This window comes from Caballeronia sp. NCF2, assembly GCF_023631205.1.
Lineage (GTDB): Bacteria > Pseudomonadota > Gammaproteobacteria > Burkholderiales > Burkholderiaceae > Caballeronia > Caballeronia zhejiangensis.
Map to the genome: position 1 here is coordinate 21,596 of NZ_JALQDN010000009.1, position 14,399 is coordinate 35,994.

Below are 14,399 nucleotides of genomic sequence, written 5' to 3' on the forward strand. Positions count from 1 at the left end.
ATCATTACAAACCGCGGACGTCCGCCGTCGGGGTGTCGCCGAATGCGTCGCTCAGGAGATAATCGACGACCTTGCGCGCCGACGCCTCGGGCGTTGCGAGATGGCCGTCGCGCTTGAGCGCGTCGAAGCGCTCGCGCATCGGGAAGCGTTCGAGCGCGGTGCCGCGGATTTCGGCCTGCATGTCGGTGTCGACGACGCCCGGCGCGACGCTGCAGATGCGCAGCGCGCGATTGCCGTCGAGCGCGATCGCGCGCGCGTGATGATCGAGCGCCGCCTTGGTCGCGCAGTAGATGCTCCAGCCGGGGTAAGCGTTGCGCGCCGCGCCGCTCGAAATATGCACGATGCGCGTGTCGATCGACGGCCCGGCCGCCTGCGCCACCGCCGACGCAAGCATCAGCGGTGCGGCGACGTTCACACTGACCGCGCGCGCGACGTCGGCCGGCTTCTGATCCGCGAGACTGCCGACCGGCGCGAGCAGGCCCGCGTTGTTGACGAGCACCACGCGTTGCGCGCCGGACACGAAGCGGGACAGGGCGTCGCCCGACAGCCATTCGGTGAGCTTCGGGAGATCGGCGAGATCGAACTCGACTTCGTGCAACTGACCGGGATGGCGCGCGGCGAGTTCGTCGTTGCGCTTTCGGGAAATCGCGAGCACTTGCGCGCCTTGCTCGAGCAGCAGCGAAGCGAGCGCGGCGCCGAGTCCGCGGGTGTGGCCGGTGAGGATGACGCGAATCGGTTCGGACATGAGCGTGGTCGGGTTGGCTTAAGTCGTCCGATTCTATCGACAAGCGCGGCGGGGCGCCGGCTACGCCAAAACGCGTCATCCCCGCAACAGGAGCGAGCGGGGAATACGGTCGTTCGTTGGTTCCTGGACACAGATGCGATCGGGCATCTTCTTTTGACTGACAAGCTTCTTCACAAAATTGACAATCGATCTCAAACAAGAATCATCGGAGCCTGCCATGCCGAATCGCCGCAAAGCATCCCGAGCTGCGTCGTCGATCTCCGAGTCCGATCACCTTGCCGCGCGCAACAATCGCTCGCTGACTTGCTGCATCGCGGCTTGCGCGGCCTTCATCGGCTTGCCTGCGGCGTCGTGGGCTCAGAGCTCGGTGCAGCTCTACGGTGAACTCGACGCGGGCATCGCTTATACGAACAACGTCGGCGGCCACTCGCAATATCGCCTGACGAGCGGCACCATCGACGGAAGTTACTGGGGACTGCAAGGCACCGAGGATCTCGGTGGCGGCGCGCGCGCGATCTTCCGGCTCGAGCGCGGCTTGTCCGTCGCGACGGGCGAGGGGCTGAACGATCATCCGATGTATGTCGGCATCGGCACCGATACGCTCGGCACGCTCACCTTCGGCCATCAATACGACTCGATCCACGATTACTTCCAGACCTTCACGCTGACCGGCAACACGGGCGGCACGGCGTTCGCGCATCTGCTCGACAACGACAACGCGAACAACTCGTTCCTCGCGGCGAACTCCGTCAAATACACCAGTGGAAACTATGGCGGCCTGAGTTTCGGCGGTCTCTACGCGTTCTCGAATCAAGCGGGCGGATTTTCGGACAATCGCGCGTACAGCGTCGGGGCCAACTATTCGGCGGGCTCCTTCAACGCGGGCGCCGCCTATCTGCACAACAACGGGCGCGGCAACACGACGAGCGGCGCATACGATTCGCTCGCGCTGCCCGGCCCGGGCAACACGATATTCAACGCCAACGTGCAGCGGCAGAACACGTTCGGCGTCGGCATGAGCTACGAGATCGGCGAATTCACGTTGGGCGGCGCATTTTCCCGCGCGATCAATTCCGGCGTCACCGATGCCGACACCGGCGAGCTGATGCCATCGCTCGCGCTCAACAATTACGAGATCAACGGCATCTACAAGCTGACGCCGGCGATTCAGATCTCCGGAATGTACGTGTACACCAACGGCGGCGGCGCGCACTGGCACGAGGGCGCGCTGCAGGTGGACTATCTGCTCTCCAAGCGCACGGACGTGTATCTGGAGTCGATCTATCAGCGCGCTTCGTCGGGCGCGCCGGCGGTGATCAACACCAACGATCCGTCGAGCGGCCGCAATCAGCTGATGTTGAGCACGGGCATCCGTCATCGTTTCTGACCATTCTGCAGGCGTCGCGCGCGTGCTAATTTTGCGGTTTGTTTTGCGCCGATCCGCAGGTGTCCCATGTCGCTCCAGACTTTCTCGCTGTTCCTGCCCGCGTGCTTCGCCATCAACATGGCCTTCGGGCCGAACAACGTGCTGTCGCTGTCGAACGGCGCGCGCGATGGCGTTCGCGCGTCGGTGCTGGCGTCGTTCGGGCGGATCGTCGCTTTCGCGATCATGATCGCCATCGCCGGGCTCGGGCTCGGCGCGCTTTTGCTCGCATCGCAGACGCTCTTCACGGCGATCAAGTTCGCCGGCGCGGCGTACCTCGTGTGGATCGGCGTGAAGCTGATCCGCTCCGGACCGTCGCTCGTCGTCAAGGAAGAGGGCGCGGCGCGCGGTCCGATGAATCTCGCGCGGCTCATCAAACAGGAATTCTGGGTCGCGGCGGGCAATCCGAAGGCGATCCTCGTCTTCACGGCCTTCTTCCCGCAATTCGTCGATCGCAGCGCGTACGCGACGAGCTTCGCCATTCTCGGCGCGACGTTCCTGCTGCTCGAACTGGTGGCGATCTTTATTTACGCCGCGCTGGGCGCGCGCCTTGGCTCGCTTTCGCGCGGCGCGCGCGGTTTCACATGGTTCAATCGCGTGAGCGGGGCGCTGATGATCGGCTTCGGCGTGATGCTCGCGTTCGTGCGGCGGCCCGCGACCTGATTCAGCGACTTTCGGGATCGAATTAATCGCGCGAATTATTACATTGAGTCATAGTCGATAACTGCGCATTAATTCTCGCGACAAATTACGCCAATCGCAGAATCCGAGAACTTTGCGTTTCGCTTGATTTACCCGCCATGCGAGAAAGCGGCGACGAAACGTCGCGCGCCGGATTTTGCCGATTACCCGATACTTCCTTGCCTCGCGCGTCGAGGAAAGCGAACGCCGCGCGTGCGCCGCTGATTCAGGATTCGATAGCAATCGAATGTCTCCGATTTGCGATAATCGCGTGTTTGCCGCGGATAATCGCCCAGCTATTCATCTGACCATTTCGCGGACTATTCGCTCGTTTCGTCATTACGTGCAATCGGTATCTCGAAATGCGCCGATTCGCTCACGCCGTTTGAAGGATTTTTTCCGATGCTAACTCACTCGTCCCGCGCCTCGCAGACGCGCTCGTTCACGACCGTCTTTCTGATCGAAATGTGGGAGCGCTTCGGCTATTACGGCATGGCTGCGCTGCTCGTGCTGTTCATGGTCGACAAGATCGGTTTCGCCGATGAGCAGGCCAATCTCACTTGGGGCGCGTTCACCGCGCTCGTGTTTTCGGCGCCGTCGATCGGCGGCTGGATCGGCGACAAGATACTGGGCGCGCGCCGCACCATGACCGCGGGCGCTTTCGTGCTGGCGCTCGGCTATCTGATGCTCGCGCTTCCGGTCGACACGCTCGGCTTCATGTATGCGTCCCTCGGCGTGATCGTCGTCGGCAACGGGCTCTTCAAGTCCAACGCGGCGAATCTCGTGCGCCGCATCTACGAGGGCGATGACGCGCGCATCGATAGCGCGTTCACGATCTATTACATGGCCGTCAATATCGGCTCGACGTTTTCGATGCTCGCGACGCCGTGGATCAAGGATCACTGGGGCTGGCACGCGGCGTTCGCCGTGTGCTGCGGCGGCATGGTGCTCGGCCTGCTGAATTTCGCGGTGATGCGCCGCACGCTCGCGCACATCGGTTCCGCTCCGGACGACCAGCCGATTCGCTGGAAGCACGCGTTCGCGGTTGCGGCGGGGAGCATCGCGCTGGCGGCATCGACCGTATTCATCCTGCAGCACAAGACCGTGGCGGTCGCGTGTGTCTACGCGGCGGGCGTGGCCATTCTGGCGATCTTCGGCTACATGTTGATCAAGTGCGACCGCAGCGAGCGCGCGGGCCTCGTCGCCGCGCTGATCCTCACGCTGCAGGTCATTCTCTTCTTCGTGTTCTACCAGCAGATGTCGACATCGCTCACGCTGTTCGCGCTGCGCAACGTCGATCCGTCGTTCTCGATCGGCAACGCAGAGCTGTTCACGTGGAGCGCGGCGCAGTTTCAGGCGCTCAACCCGATCTGGATCATGCTCCTGAGCCCGATTCTCGCGTTCCTTTACACGCGACAGGCACAGCGCGGCCGCGGCATGTCGGTGGCCTTGAAGTACGCGCTCGGCTTCGTCGTCGTGGCGATCGGATTCTTCGTGTTCGGTCTGAGCGGGCGTTACGCGGTGGATGGGCGTGTGTCGTCGTGGTTCATGGTGGCGGGCTACGGTCTCTATTCGCTCGGCGAACTGCTCGTGTCGGGCCTCGGCCTCGCGATGATCGCGCGCTACGTCCCGGCGCGCATGAGCGGCTTCATGATGGGCGCGTATTTCGTCGCGACGGGCGTGTCGCAGTATCTCGGCAGCGTCGTCGCCAATTTTGCGCGCATGCCGTCCGGCAACCTCGAACCGGTGCAATCGCTGCCGCTTTATACGCATCTCTTTTTCGGGCTCGGCTGGCTGGCCGCGGGCGGCGCGGCGGTCGCCATGGCGCTCCTGCCGGTGCTCGGCAGACTGTCGCGGGCGCATCAGCAGGCGGTGGAGCAGGCCGTCAACGCCGCCGCGAACGAACGCGCGACGCCGGCAGCAACGTTGAGTACAAACAACGTTTGACTTCGGGGAATGCTTCGGTCTATAATTTAATTCTTCAGACGCGGGGTGGAGCAGTCTGGCAGCTCGTCGGGCTCATAACCCGAAGGTCGTAGGTTCAAATCCTACCCCCGCAACCAGTTTCAAAAAGCGAAGAGCCCGGTTCAGCCGGGCTCTTCGCTTTTGTGCGTTCGTTTCTTCTTCGTTCTCAATGGCGCAGGGTCCGGCAGCGAAAAAGCGCGACCGCTCATCCGACCGAAAATTTCCTTCCCAAGCACGAAAAGCCTGCATGAGCTTTGTGCTCATGCAGGCCTTGTGCGATCTTGCCAGCTTTAATCGATTGGGGCGCTACGATAGTGCGCGAATCCGCGAGCTTTCACGCGACCTGCGCGTGAAACCGCGACCCCATCGATCTCAGGTTGCGATGCCGATCTTGCCTAAGCAGACGAGGGCGCGATGCCCTGCGTCGATCAATAGAACTTTTTCGGCAGTTGCGCGCGACGGATCTGCTTGCGCAGACGAGCGACAGCAGCAGCTTTCTTGCGCTTGCGCTCGGTGGTGGGCTTTTCATAAGCCATGCGCGACTTGAGCTCTTGGATCAGGCCCGTGCGTTCGACGGTACGGCGAAAACGACGCATGGCGACGTCGAAAGGCTCGTTCTCTTTCAACAGTACTTTAGTCATTGAAATCTCGGTTGATCTGGCCCTGCCAGAATTTAGGGCAAAACGCAATTGTACACTTTTTGAGCGTGACCCTGCACGCACTTTGTACGAAAGCATGCATATGCGGACGTTGGAATCACATCGTAGGTCGTTGAATCGAGACGACAATCCCGGAATACCCGCGCTCAGAATCCGCGCGAGCGAGGAGGCCTTCGATCGGGCTCGGCTTGGCGCGCGTCCGGCTGCTCGATCGTCACGTCGGACAGGGCGAGCGCGACGCACGGCAGAATCCAGCGTTCGGCTTTTTCCTCCGCGGTGAGTCCCGGCCATTCCACGCGATACGCGATCTCGCCTTCGACGATCCGGCAGATGCACGCACGGCAGGTGCCGTTGCGGCACGATCGCGGCAGCGACAGATTCGCCCGCAGCGCGGCTTCGAGCAGCGTCTCGCCGCCTTTCACCGCGACGAAGTGTCCGGCAGGCTCGATGACCATCGCGAAGGCGCGCGGCTCGTCGTCATTCACGCCTGTACCTCGACGTTCGCGCGGCCGTTGGTGAGATCGCGCAATTCGGCGGCGGCCGGCTCGCGCGCGATCGCGGCCATCCGCACGACGAGGCGCACGGTCATCCCATATTCGCTTTGCACGAGTTCGGCGTCGTGCTGCTCGATCCATCGGCGCACGCGCGCTTCGTCGGCATAGTCGATGTCGATGCCGATCAGCCCTCGCTCGATGCGCTCGACGCGCTCGGCCGACTGCATCGCGCTTGCGATCGCATCGGTGTAGGCGCGCACGAGGCCGCCCGCGCCGAGCTTGATGCCGCCGTAATAGCGCACGACCGCGGCCAGCACGCCATCGACTTCGTGATGCCGCAGCACTTCGAGAATCGGCCGTCCGGCGGTGCCGGAAGGCTCGCCGTCGTCGGACATGCCCGACTGGCCGCCCGCGAGCAGCGCCCAGCAGACATGCGTCGCGCCCGGATGCTCGGCGCGCAGACGCTCGAGCTCGCGCATGGCTTCGTCGCGATCCGCGACGGGTATCGCGAGCGCGATGAAGCGGCTCTTGCGGATGTCGATTTCAGCGCTGACGGAAGCGGCGAGAGTGTACGTTGGCAAAGCGGAAAACGCGCGGGAGGCAAATATCGAATCATAGCCGCTCGACGCGGCCGGTCATGCCGCCACGTCCGAGCCGTCTTTCAGCGCGCGCTGCATGAGCACTGTATCGACCCATCGTCCGTGCTTGAAGCCGACGTCGCGCAGCACGCCGACATGTTCGAACCCGAGCCGCGCATGCAGCGCGATCGAGCCGGCGTTGCCGCTGTTGCCGATCACCGCGATCATCTGCCGCCACGGTCCGCGCTCGCATCGTTCGATGAGCGCCGTGAGCAGCGCGAGGCCGACGCCGCGGCGACCGAAACCATCGGCGACGTAGACCGAATCTTCGATCGTATGCCGGTAAGCCGAGCGCGGCCGGTATGCCGACGCATACGCATAGCCCGCCAGCCGTCCGTCCAGCTCCGCGACAAGATACGGCAAGCCCGCCGCCGCGATGGCCGCGTGACGCGCGCGCATGTCGTCGACCGACGGCGCGATCTCTTCGAAAGTCGCGAGCGCGTTTTCGACGTAGTGCGAGTAAATGCGCGCGATGGCGTCGAAGTCGCCTTGCGCGGCGTCGCGCACGAGCGGTCGGGAGGAAACGTCGGAGGCCATGTCTGTCGTTCGATGCAAGGAAAACGCGGTTTCTGGTCTGGCCATTTTCGCACGGTGCATCGGCGGCAAAAAAAGCTTGCGCGGGCCGTGCGGAAGACCACCAAAAGGCAGCGTTTTCGGGCAAAGAAAACGTTGAATCGAGCGATGCGCGACCCCTACACTAAGTCGTTTGTCCGAGACTCGGGCGCGGCGCAACGCACGCCGGCCACGTCGGGCAGGAAATACACAACGCGCGCGCGACAGTCTTTGCGCCGCGGTCCATAAGACGCAATGAACAAAATTCAACGTGGGGCGCTGGCGGCGCTTCTGATCGTCATCGTGGGAATCGCGGCGCTGGCGCCGGCGGGGATCGGCTTTTTGTTCGCGCAGCGCAGTCAGCGGCATGACGAGACCGCGCGCCTGAACACGGTCGCGGCCGCCGCGCTCTTTCGCGCCGAAGATGTCACGCGGCGGCTGTCGGGCGCGCTCGGGGAAATCGGCAAAGTGGCGGCCGTGCCGTGTTCGCCGCCGTATCTGCAGGAGTTGCGACGCATCGCGCTCACGCACGAGCAGGTGCGCGACGCCGGCGCTTACGATCGCGACGGCCGCTGGCAATGTTCGTCGCTCCTGGGCGCGGTGTCGGCGGGCGTGCTCGACGGCCTCACGCTGCCGCCGCCCGACTGGCGCTCGCGCGACGGCGTGATGGCGTGGTACGGGCTGTCGCGTCTGCCGGGCGGCAAGTCTTCGCTCGTGATGGGGCGCAACGGCTTCTACGTCGCCGCCGATCCATCGCTTTACGTCGACACGCTCGACGCGAACGACGAGGTCGCGAGCGGCGTCGCCGTCATCAACACGGAAGTGAGCCGCGTGATCGCGACCACGCCCGCCACCGACGCCAACGCGATCCTCGCCGTCTATCGCACCGAGCCGCCCGTGCGCGACGACTCGCCGTACGTCGTGCGCCGTTCCGTGTCGATGCCGCTCGCGGTCGTCGTGAGCGCGCCGCATCAGACGCTGCGCCAGCGCCTGCGCACGCTGCCGTGGGGCTGGCTGCTCGGCGGCGTCGTGGTCGGGCTCGCGCTCGCGAGCTGGGCGGCGTTCTTCTTCGTGCGACGGCTCTCGCCGCGCGGCCAGTTGAGCGATGCGGTGCGGCGGCATCAGTTCATCGTCGCGTATCAGCCGATCGTCGATCTCGCCACGCGGCGCTGCGTCGGCGCGGAGGCGCTCGTGCGCTGGAAGTATCACGATCGCATCGTGCGGCCCGATCATTTCATCCCGCTCGCGGAGCATCAGGGGCTGATCCAGGCGATCACCGATCAGGTGCTCGACACGATCCTGCTCGAACTCGGCGACTTTCTTAAGCGCTACCCGGAGTACTACGTGTCGGTGAATCTGTCCGCGCCGGATCTCACCACGCATCGCTTTCTCGACGTGCTCGGCCCCGCGATCGCGCAGCAGGGCGTGCGGCCGGAGCAGATTCACATCGAGGCCACCGAGCGCAGCTTTCTCGACGCCGATGCCGCCAAGGAAGTCATCGGCGCGTTTCGCGAAGCGGGCCATGCCGTCTATCTCGACGATTTCGGCACCGGTTATTCGAGCCTCTCGCACTTGCAAAACTTTCGCATCGACGGCCTGAAGATCGACAAGTCGTTCGTCGATACCGTCGGGCAGGACGCGGCGTCGAGCAGCGTCGCGTCGCACATCATCGACATGGCCGCGACGCTCGACGTGCAGGTGATCGCCGAAGGCATCGAGCGTGAGGAACAGGCTGCGTATCTGCTCGCGCGCGGCGCGCGGTTCGGGCAGGGCTGGCTGTTTTCGGCGCCGCTCACGGCCGCGGAATTCATCCGCTACGCGGGCAAGACGCGCGCCGCTTGATCGGCCTCGATTCGTCCTTATCTACGATGTTTCCTGACGAGGCCCGATCATGACCACTCCGATGAACGACCCGACCGCCACCGCTTTCCTGCGCGACGTGCGGCATCCGCTGCTCGTGCTTCATCGCAGCGTGCTTGCGCATTTGCGCGCGCGCCACGAGGCCGAGTTCGGGCCGACGTCGCCGGGCGAATTCCTGCAGATCGTGATCAACGGATCGGCGTATCGCTGGCTTACGCCGTTCTCGACGCTCATCGCCGCCATCGACGACGTCCTCGACGACGAGGAAGCCACCGCCGACGCGCGCATCGCGCACGCGCAAGCCGTCGTCGACATGTTCAGCGCCGGCACGCGCGACCCGGCATTCGCCGAGCAATTCCTGCCTTTGCTGCAGGACAGCCCGGAGATCGCCGTGGCGAACGGGCAGGTCGCGCAACGCGTGCGGGACGTCGCGCGCGCGTAAATGGCGTGATCGACGGGCGCGCGGTCTATCGAAAATGCGACCTGAAAACCGCAATTTCCGGATTCCGCGCGCATCGGGGTTTTCCTGTCTGTCGCGTGCGAACAGCGTTGCGCGGCGGGCCCGTGGCCGCGTGACGGCTCACCGCGTCGTCGTGCTGCATCGCAGCAAAGACGTTTCATCACAATTGAGCGATTAATTTTCGCTTGCGAGTATCGCCGCCAATCGCCGGAGCGCTCGTAGTCGCGCTCCGCTTCTTTCAACGAAGACGATGGAGGCGACTCTTGATCCTGTACGGCTTCGGCCCGCTCCTCTGGGCGGGCGCCAAAGAGACGCTCGCGCTTGCGGTGCTGTCTCTCGCGGTATCGGTGCTGCTCGGCTTGGCCGGCGCATCCGCGAAACTTTCGCGTCACGCGCCTTTGCGCGCCGTCGCGACTGCATACACGACGCTCATCCGCTCGGTTCCCGACCTCGTGTTGATGCTGCTGCTCTTCTACAGCATTCAGATCGCGATCAACAATGTCACCGATGCCTTCGGCTGGAGTCAGTTCGACATCGATCCGTTCACGGCCGGCGTGCTCACGCTCGGCTTCATCTACGGCGCGTATTTCACCGAGACGTTTCGCGGCGCGTTTCTGGCGGTGCCGCGCGGGCAACTCGAAGCGGGCAGTGCGTACGGCATGAGCGGCATGCGCGTGTTCGGCCGCATTCTCTTTCCGCAGATGATGCGTTTCGCGCTGCCGGGCATCGGCAACAACTGGCAGGTGCTCGTGAAGGCGACGGCGCTCGTGTCGATCATCGGTCTCGCGGATGTCGTCAAGGCGGCGCAGGACGCGGGCAAGAGCACGTTCAACATGTTCTTCTTCATCCTGATCGCGGCGCTGATCTATCTCGCGATCACGAGCGCATCGAACCTCGTGTTGATGGCGCTCGAGCGCCGCTATTCGATCGGCGTGCGGCACGCCGAACTCTGACTCCTGCCAGCGAGCAAAAAGCCATGATCCAGATCTTCGCCGAATGGTGGCGTCCGTTCCTGTATTCCGACGGCATGCGGGCGTCGGGCCTCGTCGTCACGTTGTGGCTGCTCGCGGCGTCGATCGCGCTCGGCTTCTGCGCGGCGGTGCCGCTCGCCTGCGCGCGCGTATCGCGCAACCGCTGGCTTTCGACGCCCGTGCGCCTCTACACGTACGTGTTTCGCGGCACGCCGCTTTACGTGCAACTGCTGCTGCTCTACACCGGCATGTACAGCCTGGAATTCGTGCGTACGCAGTCCTTGCTCGAAGCGTTTTTCAAAAGCGGCTTCAATTGCGCGATCCTCGCGTTCGCGCTCAACACCTGCGCCTATACCACCGAAATCTTCGCCGGCGCGATTCGCGGCATCGCGCACGGCGAAGTGGAAGCGGCGCGCGCATACGGCATGAGCACCTTCACGATGTATCGCCGCATCATCCTGCCGTCCGCGCTGCGGCGCGCCTTGCCTTTGTACAGCAACGAAGTGATCCTGATGCTGCACGCGACGACCGTCGCCTTCACCGCGACCGTGCCGGACATCCTGAAGGTCGCGCGCGATGCGAATTCGGCGACCTATCAGTCGTTCGAATCGTTCGGCATCGCGGCGCTGCTGTATGTCGCGATCTCGTTCGCGCTGGTCGCGGCATTCCGGCGCGCCGAGCGGCGCTGGCTCGCGTATCTGCGGCCGGCGGGCGCGGTGCGCGCTGTGCGTCATTAACGAGCGGTAAAATTTGAAGCCATGCGTCACACCCTGTCATCACCCGAGGAGAAAGCGTTGCAGCCAACCGCCAAAGACGTCGCGACCAAGCTCGTCGCCGAGGACATTCACAAGCGCTACGGCGACAACGAAGTGCTGAAGGGCGTCTCGCTCGCGGCCAAAGCGGGCGATGTGATCAGCATCATCGGCGCGAGCGGCTCGGGCAAGAGCACGTTTCTGCGCTGCATCAACTTCCTGGAGCGGCCGAACGCGGGGCAGATCATCGTCGATGGCGAAGCCGTTCGCACCAAGACCGATAAATCCGGCAATCTCGAAGTCGCGGATCACAAGCAGTTGCAGCGCGTACGCACGAAGCTCGCGATGGTCTTCCAGCACTTCAACCTGTGGTCGCACATGACGGCCATCGAGAACGTGATGGAAGCGCCGCTGCATGTGCTCGGCATATCGAAGAAGGAAGCCGAGGATCGTGCGCGCGAATATCTCGAGAAAGTGGGCCTGCCGCCGCGCGTCGAGAAGCAGTATCCGTCGCATCTGTCGGGCGGTCAGCAGCAGCGCGTCGCGATTGCGCGCGCGCTCGCGATGCATCCGGATGTCATGCTCTTCGACGAACCCACGTCCGCGCTCGATCCCGAGCTCGTCGGCGAAGTGCTGAAGGTGATGCAGCGTCTCGCCGAAGAAGGCCGCACGATGATCGTCGTCACGCATGAAATGGGCTTCGCGCGCAACGTGTCGAATCACGTCATGTTCCTGCATCAGGGACGCACGGAAGAAGAGGGCGCGCCGTCCGAAGTGCTGAGCGCGCCGAAGAGCGAGCGTCTGCGCCAGTTCCTGTCGGGCAGCCTCAAGTAACGTGACGCTGCAAGTTGCGATCGTCGCGCTGCCGCCGGTGTCGATGAGCGGCATTGGGCCGATCATCGACAGTCTTTCGCTCGCCAATGAAATCGACGGGCATCGTCTCTACGAATGGCGCATCTGTTCGTGGGACGGCCGTCCGGTGCCGCTTTCGGGCGGCGCACAGCTTCCCGCCGATTGCGCGTTCAACGACGCCGTGCGTTGCGACTGGCTCATCGTCGTGTCGGAGCGCTATCAGCAGTTCGCCGATTACCGGCTCTTTCTCGCGAGCCTCGCGCGCGTCGCGCCGCGTACGCCGCTCGTTTCCGGCATTCATCACGGCGTATGGTGGCTCGCGATGGCCGGGCAGCTTTCGCAATATCGCGTCGCGGTGAACTGGGAAACGTATCAGCAGTTCACCGAGCAGTTCGAGCGCGCGATCGTCAGCCAGCAGATTTTCGAAATCGACCGCGATCGCGCTACTTGTTCCGGCGGGCAAGCGGCCATCGATTTCATGCTCGCGATGATCGCGCGCGATCACGGCCCGGACCTCGCCGAACGCATCGCGGATTCGCTCGGCATCGGCACCTTGCGCGCGGGCACGGAGCGTCAGCGCATTCCGTTCGTCACGGCGCCGGGCGAGCGGCATCCGCGCCTGAACGACGCGCTTCAACTGATGGAAGCGAATATCGAAGACCCGCTCGCCACCGATGAAATCGCGAATCTCGTCGGCATTTCGCGCCGGCAGCTGGAGCGGCTTTTTCGTCAGTATCTCGGCGCGATGCCGTCGAAGTATTACCTCAATCTGCGTCTCACGAAGGCGCGCACGCAACTGCAGCGCACGAGCAAATCGGTGGTGCAGATCAGTCTCGCGTGCGGGTTTTCATCGGCGGCGCATTTTTCCAATGCGTATCGCGACCGTTTCGGCGTGACGCCGCGCGAGGAGCGCCGTAACTGGATCGAAAAGCAGCGCGGCGGCGCGATCGACGAACCGCGCGGCGGCGCGCTGATCGAGCCGCCCGGCGCGGCATAGAAGCTGCACGGTATCTGCGGAAAAGCTCATCGAAGCATGTCGCGAACGCGCAAGACGGAACGCGGGCGATTGCCTAATATCGACGTAATGCTCAAACCGAGGAGTGGCTCATGACCGACATCAATGTGAATCGCGGTACGTTCGACGAAGTAATGGTTCCGGTGTTCGCGCCGGCCAATTTCGTGCCCGACCGGGGCCGCGGCTCGCGCGTCTGGGACACCGAAGGCCGCGATTATGTCGATTTCGCCGGCGGTATCGCGGTGACGGCGCTGGGCCACGGTCATCCGGAACTGCTGAAAGTGCTGCACGAGCAGGGCGAGAAGCTCTGGCACATCGGCAACGGTTACACGAACGCGCCGGTGTTGCGCCTCGCGAAACGCCTGACCGATCTCACCTTCGCCGACCGCGCGTTCTTCGCGAATTCGGGCGCGGAAGCCAACGAAGCGGCGCTGAAGCTCGCGCGCCGTTACGCAATCGACAATCACGGCGACGACAAGATCGAAATCATCTCGTTCACCCAGTCGTTCCACGGGCGCACGTTCTTCACGGTGAGCGTCGGCGGACAGCCGAAGTATGCGGAAGGCTTCGGTCCGCAGCCGGCGGGCATCCGTCATCTGCCGTACAACGATTTGCCGAAGGCGCTGGAAGCCATCGGGCCGAAGACGTGCGCGGTCATCGTCGAGCCGGTGCAAGGCGAAGGCGGCGTGCTGCCCGCCGATCCCGCGTTTTTGAAGGGCTTGCGCGAAGCCTGCGACAAGCACGGCGCGCTGCTGATTTTCGATGAAGTGCAGACCGGCGTCGGCCGCACCGGCACCTTTTACGCGTACATGCAGTACGGCGTGACGCCGGACATCCTGACGAGCGCGAAGGCGCTGGGCAACGGCTTTCCGATCGGCGTGATGCTGACCACGAACGACATCGCCGCGCACTTCAAGGTCGGCGTGCACGGCACGACTTACGGCGGCAATCCGCTCGGCGCGTCGATCGCGGAGAAAGTCGTCGAACTCATCAGCGATCCGAAGCTGCTCGAAGGTGTCGCCGAACGCAGCAAAGCGATCAAGGCGCATCTGGAGCGCATCAACGAGCGCTTCGGCATGTTCAGGGAGATACGCGGACGCGGCCTGCTGATCGGCGCGGAACTGAACGACAGCTACAAAGACCGCGCGAAGGACGTGCTCAACGCGGCGGCCGCGAACGGCGTCATCATGCTGATCGCGGGGCCGAACGTGCTGCGCTTCGCGCCGTCGCTCATCATGCCGATGGCCGATCTCGACGAAGGCTTCGCGCGCATCGAAAAGGCGATCGAGCAGGTCGTCGGCACGGTTGCGGTCAAGTGACCAACGGAATCCG

Annotated in this window: 15 protein-coding genes and 1 tRNA gene; 11 read left to right on the top strand and 5 right to left on the bottom strand. The window is 63.9% G+C overall.

Annotated elements, in window-relative coordinates; genetic code table 11:
* Positions 1 to 4: 4 nt before the first annotated feature.
* Positions 5 to 745: an SDR family oxidoreductase gene (locus NCS02_RS05815; RefSeq protein WP_250519389.1), complete on the bottom strand. Its 741-nt coding sequence runs from the start codon at positions 743 to 745 to the stop codon at positions 5 to 7.
* Positions 746 to 962: 217 nt separating this feature from the next.
* Here NCS02_RS05815 and NCS02_RS05820 point away from each other — a divergent pair, with 217 nt between their 5' ends.
* The 4 genes from NCS02_RS05820 to NCS02_RS05835 all read left to right on the top strand — a co-directional run bounded on the left by NCS02_RS05820 (position 963) and on the right by NCS02_RS05835 (position 4,912).
* On the top strand, positions 963 to 2,132 hold the full coding sequence (locus tag NCS02_RS05820; protein ID WP_244807919.1) for a porin: 1,170 nt from the start codon (positions 963 to 965) through the stop codon (positions 2,130 to 2,132).
* A 66-nt stretch (positions 2,133 to 2,198) separates the two neighbouring features.
* Complete coding sequence (locus NCS02_RS05825) at positions 2,199 to 2,831, top strand: LysE family translocator (RefSeq protein WP_008350388.1); 633 nt, start codon at positions 2,199 to 2,201, stop codon at positions 2,829 to 2,831.
* 420 nt (positions 2,832 to 3,251) lie between these two features.
* Positions 3,252 to 4,796, top strand: coding sequence for a peptide MFS transporter (locus NCS02_RS05830; protein ID WP_008350387.1), 1,545 nt, complete (start codon positions 3,252 to 3,254; stop codon positions 4,794 to 4,796).
* 39 nt (positions 4,797 to 4,835) lie between these two features.
* Positions 4,836 to 4,912: transfer RNA gene (locus NCS02_RS05835), tRNA-Met, on the top strand.
* Positions 4,913 to 5,242: 330 nt separating this feature from the next.
* Here the strand turns inward: NCS02_RS05835 and rpsU are convergent.
* The 4 genes from rpsU to NCS02_RS05855 all read right to left on the bottom strand — a co-directional run bounded on the left by rpsU (position 5,243) and on the right by NCS02_RS05855 (position 7,142).
* On the bottom strand, positions 5,243 to 5,455 hold the full coding sequence (gene rpsU, locus NCS02_RS05840) for a 30S ribosomal protein S21 (RefSeq protein ID WP_006999077.1): 213 nt from the start codon (positions 5,453 to 5,455) through the stop codon (positions 5,243 to 5,245).
* A 164-nt stretch (positions 5,456 to 5,619) separates the two neighbouring features.
* Positions 5,620 to 5,928 carry a 2Fe-2S iron-sulfur cluster-binding protein gene (locus NCS02_RS05845; RefSeq protein WP_244808106.1) on the bottom strand — a complete coding sequence of 103 codons (309 nt, stop codon included), beginning with the start codon at positions 5,926 to 5,928 and terminating at the stop codon, positions 5,620 to 5,622.
* Between the two features lie 26 nt (positions 5,929 to 5,954).
* Positions 5,955 to 6,548 carry an IMPACT family protein gene (locus NCS02_RS05850; RefSeq protein ID WP_175979941.1) on the bottom strand — a complete coding sequence of 198 codons (594 nt, stop codon included), beginning with the start codon at positions 6,546 to 6,548 and terminating at the stop codon, positions 5,955 to 5,957.
* A 54-nt stretch (positions 6,549 to 6,602) separates the two neighbouring features.
* Positions 6,603 to 7,142, bottom strand: coding sequence for a GNAT family N-acetyltransferase (locus NCS02_RS05855; RefSeq protein ID WP_175979942.1), 540 nt, complete (start codon positions 7,140 to 7,142; stop codon positions 6,603 to 6,605).
* Positions 7,143 to 7,412: 270 nt separating this feature from the next.
* On the opposite strand from NCS02_RS05855, the gene NCS02_RS05860 reads away from it, so the two are divergent.
* The 7 genes from NCS02_RS05860 to NCS02_RS05890 all read left to right on the top strand — a co-directional run bounded on the left by NCS02_RS05860 (position 7,413) and on the right by NCS02_RS05890 (position 14,386).
* A complete protein-coding gene (locus NCS02_RS05860; protein ID WP_250519390.1) occupies positions 7,413 to 8,999 on the top strand; it encodes an EAL domain-containing protein in 1,587 nt (528 codons plus the stop codon).
* A gap of 61 nt (positions 9,000 to 9,060) precedes the next feature.
* Entirely contained in the window at positions 9,061 to 9,459 is a 399-nt protein-coding gene (locus NCS02_RS05865) for a hypothetical protein (RefSeq protein ID WP_033537211.1), read from the top strand.
* 281 nt (positions 9,460 to 9,740) lie between these two features.
* Positions 9,741 to 10,430 (top strand): ABC transporter permease, encoded by a 690-nt coding sequence (locus NCS02_RS05870; RefSeq protein WP_008350371.1) that lies wholly within the window; start codon positions 9,741 to 9,743, stop codon positions 10,428 to 10,430.
* A 23-nt stretch (positions 10,431 to 10,453) separates the two neighbouring features.
* Complete coding sequence (locus NCS02_RS05875) at positions 10,454 to 11,185, top strand: ABC transporter permease (RefSeq protein WP_008350370.1); 732 nt, start codon at positions 10,454 to 10,456, stop codon at positions 11,183 to 11,185.
* A gap of 21 nt (positions 11,186 to 11,206) precedes the next feature.
* Entirely contained in the window at positions 11,207 to 12,034 is an 828-nt protein-coding gene (locus tag NCS02_RS05880; RefSeq protein ID WP_051996525.1) for an ABC transporter ATP-binding protein, read from the top strand.
* A 43-nt stretch (positions 12,035 to 12,077) separates the two neighbouring features.
* Positions 12,078 to 13,049, top strand: a complete 972-nt coding sequence (locus tag NCS02_RS05885; protein ID WP_235366349.1) for a GlxA family transcriptional regulator — start codon at positions 12,078 to 12,080, stop codon at positions 13,047 to 13,049.
* Positions 13,050 to 13,159: 110 nt separating this feature from the next.
* Positions 13,160 to 14,386 carry an aspartate aminotransferase family protein gene (locus NCS02_RS05890; protein ID WP_034472090.1) on the top strand — a complete coding sequence of 409 codons (1,227 nt, stop codon included), beginning with the start codon at positions 13,160 to 13,162 and terminating at the stop codon, positions 14,384 to 14,386.
* Positions 14,387 to 14,399 lie beyond the last annotated feature (13 nt).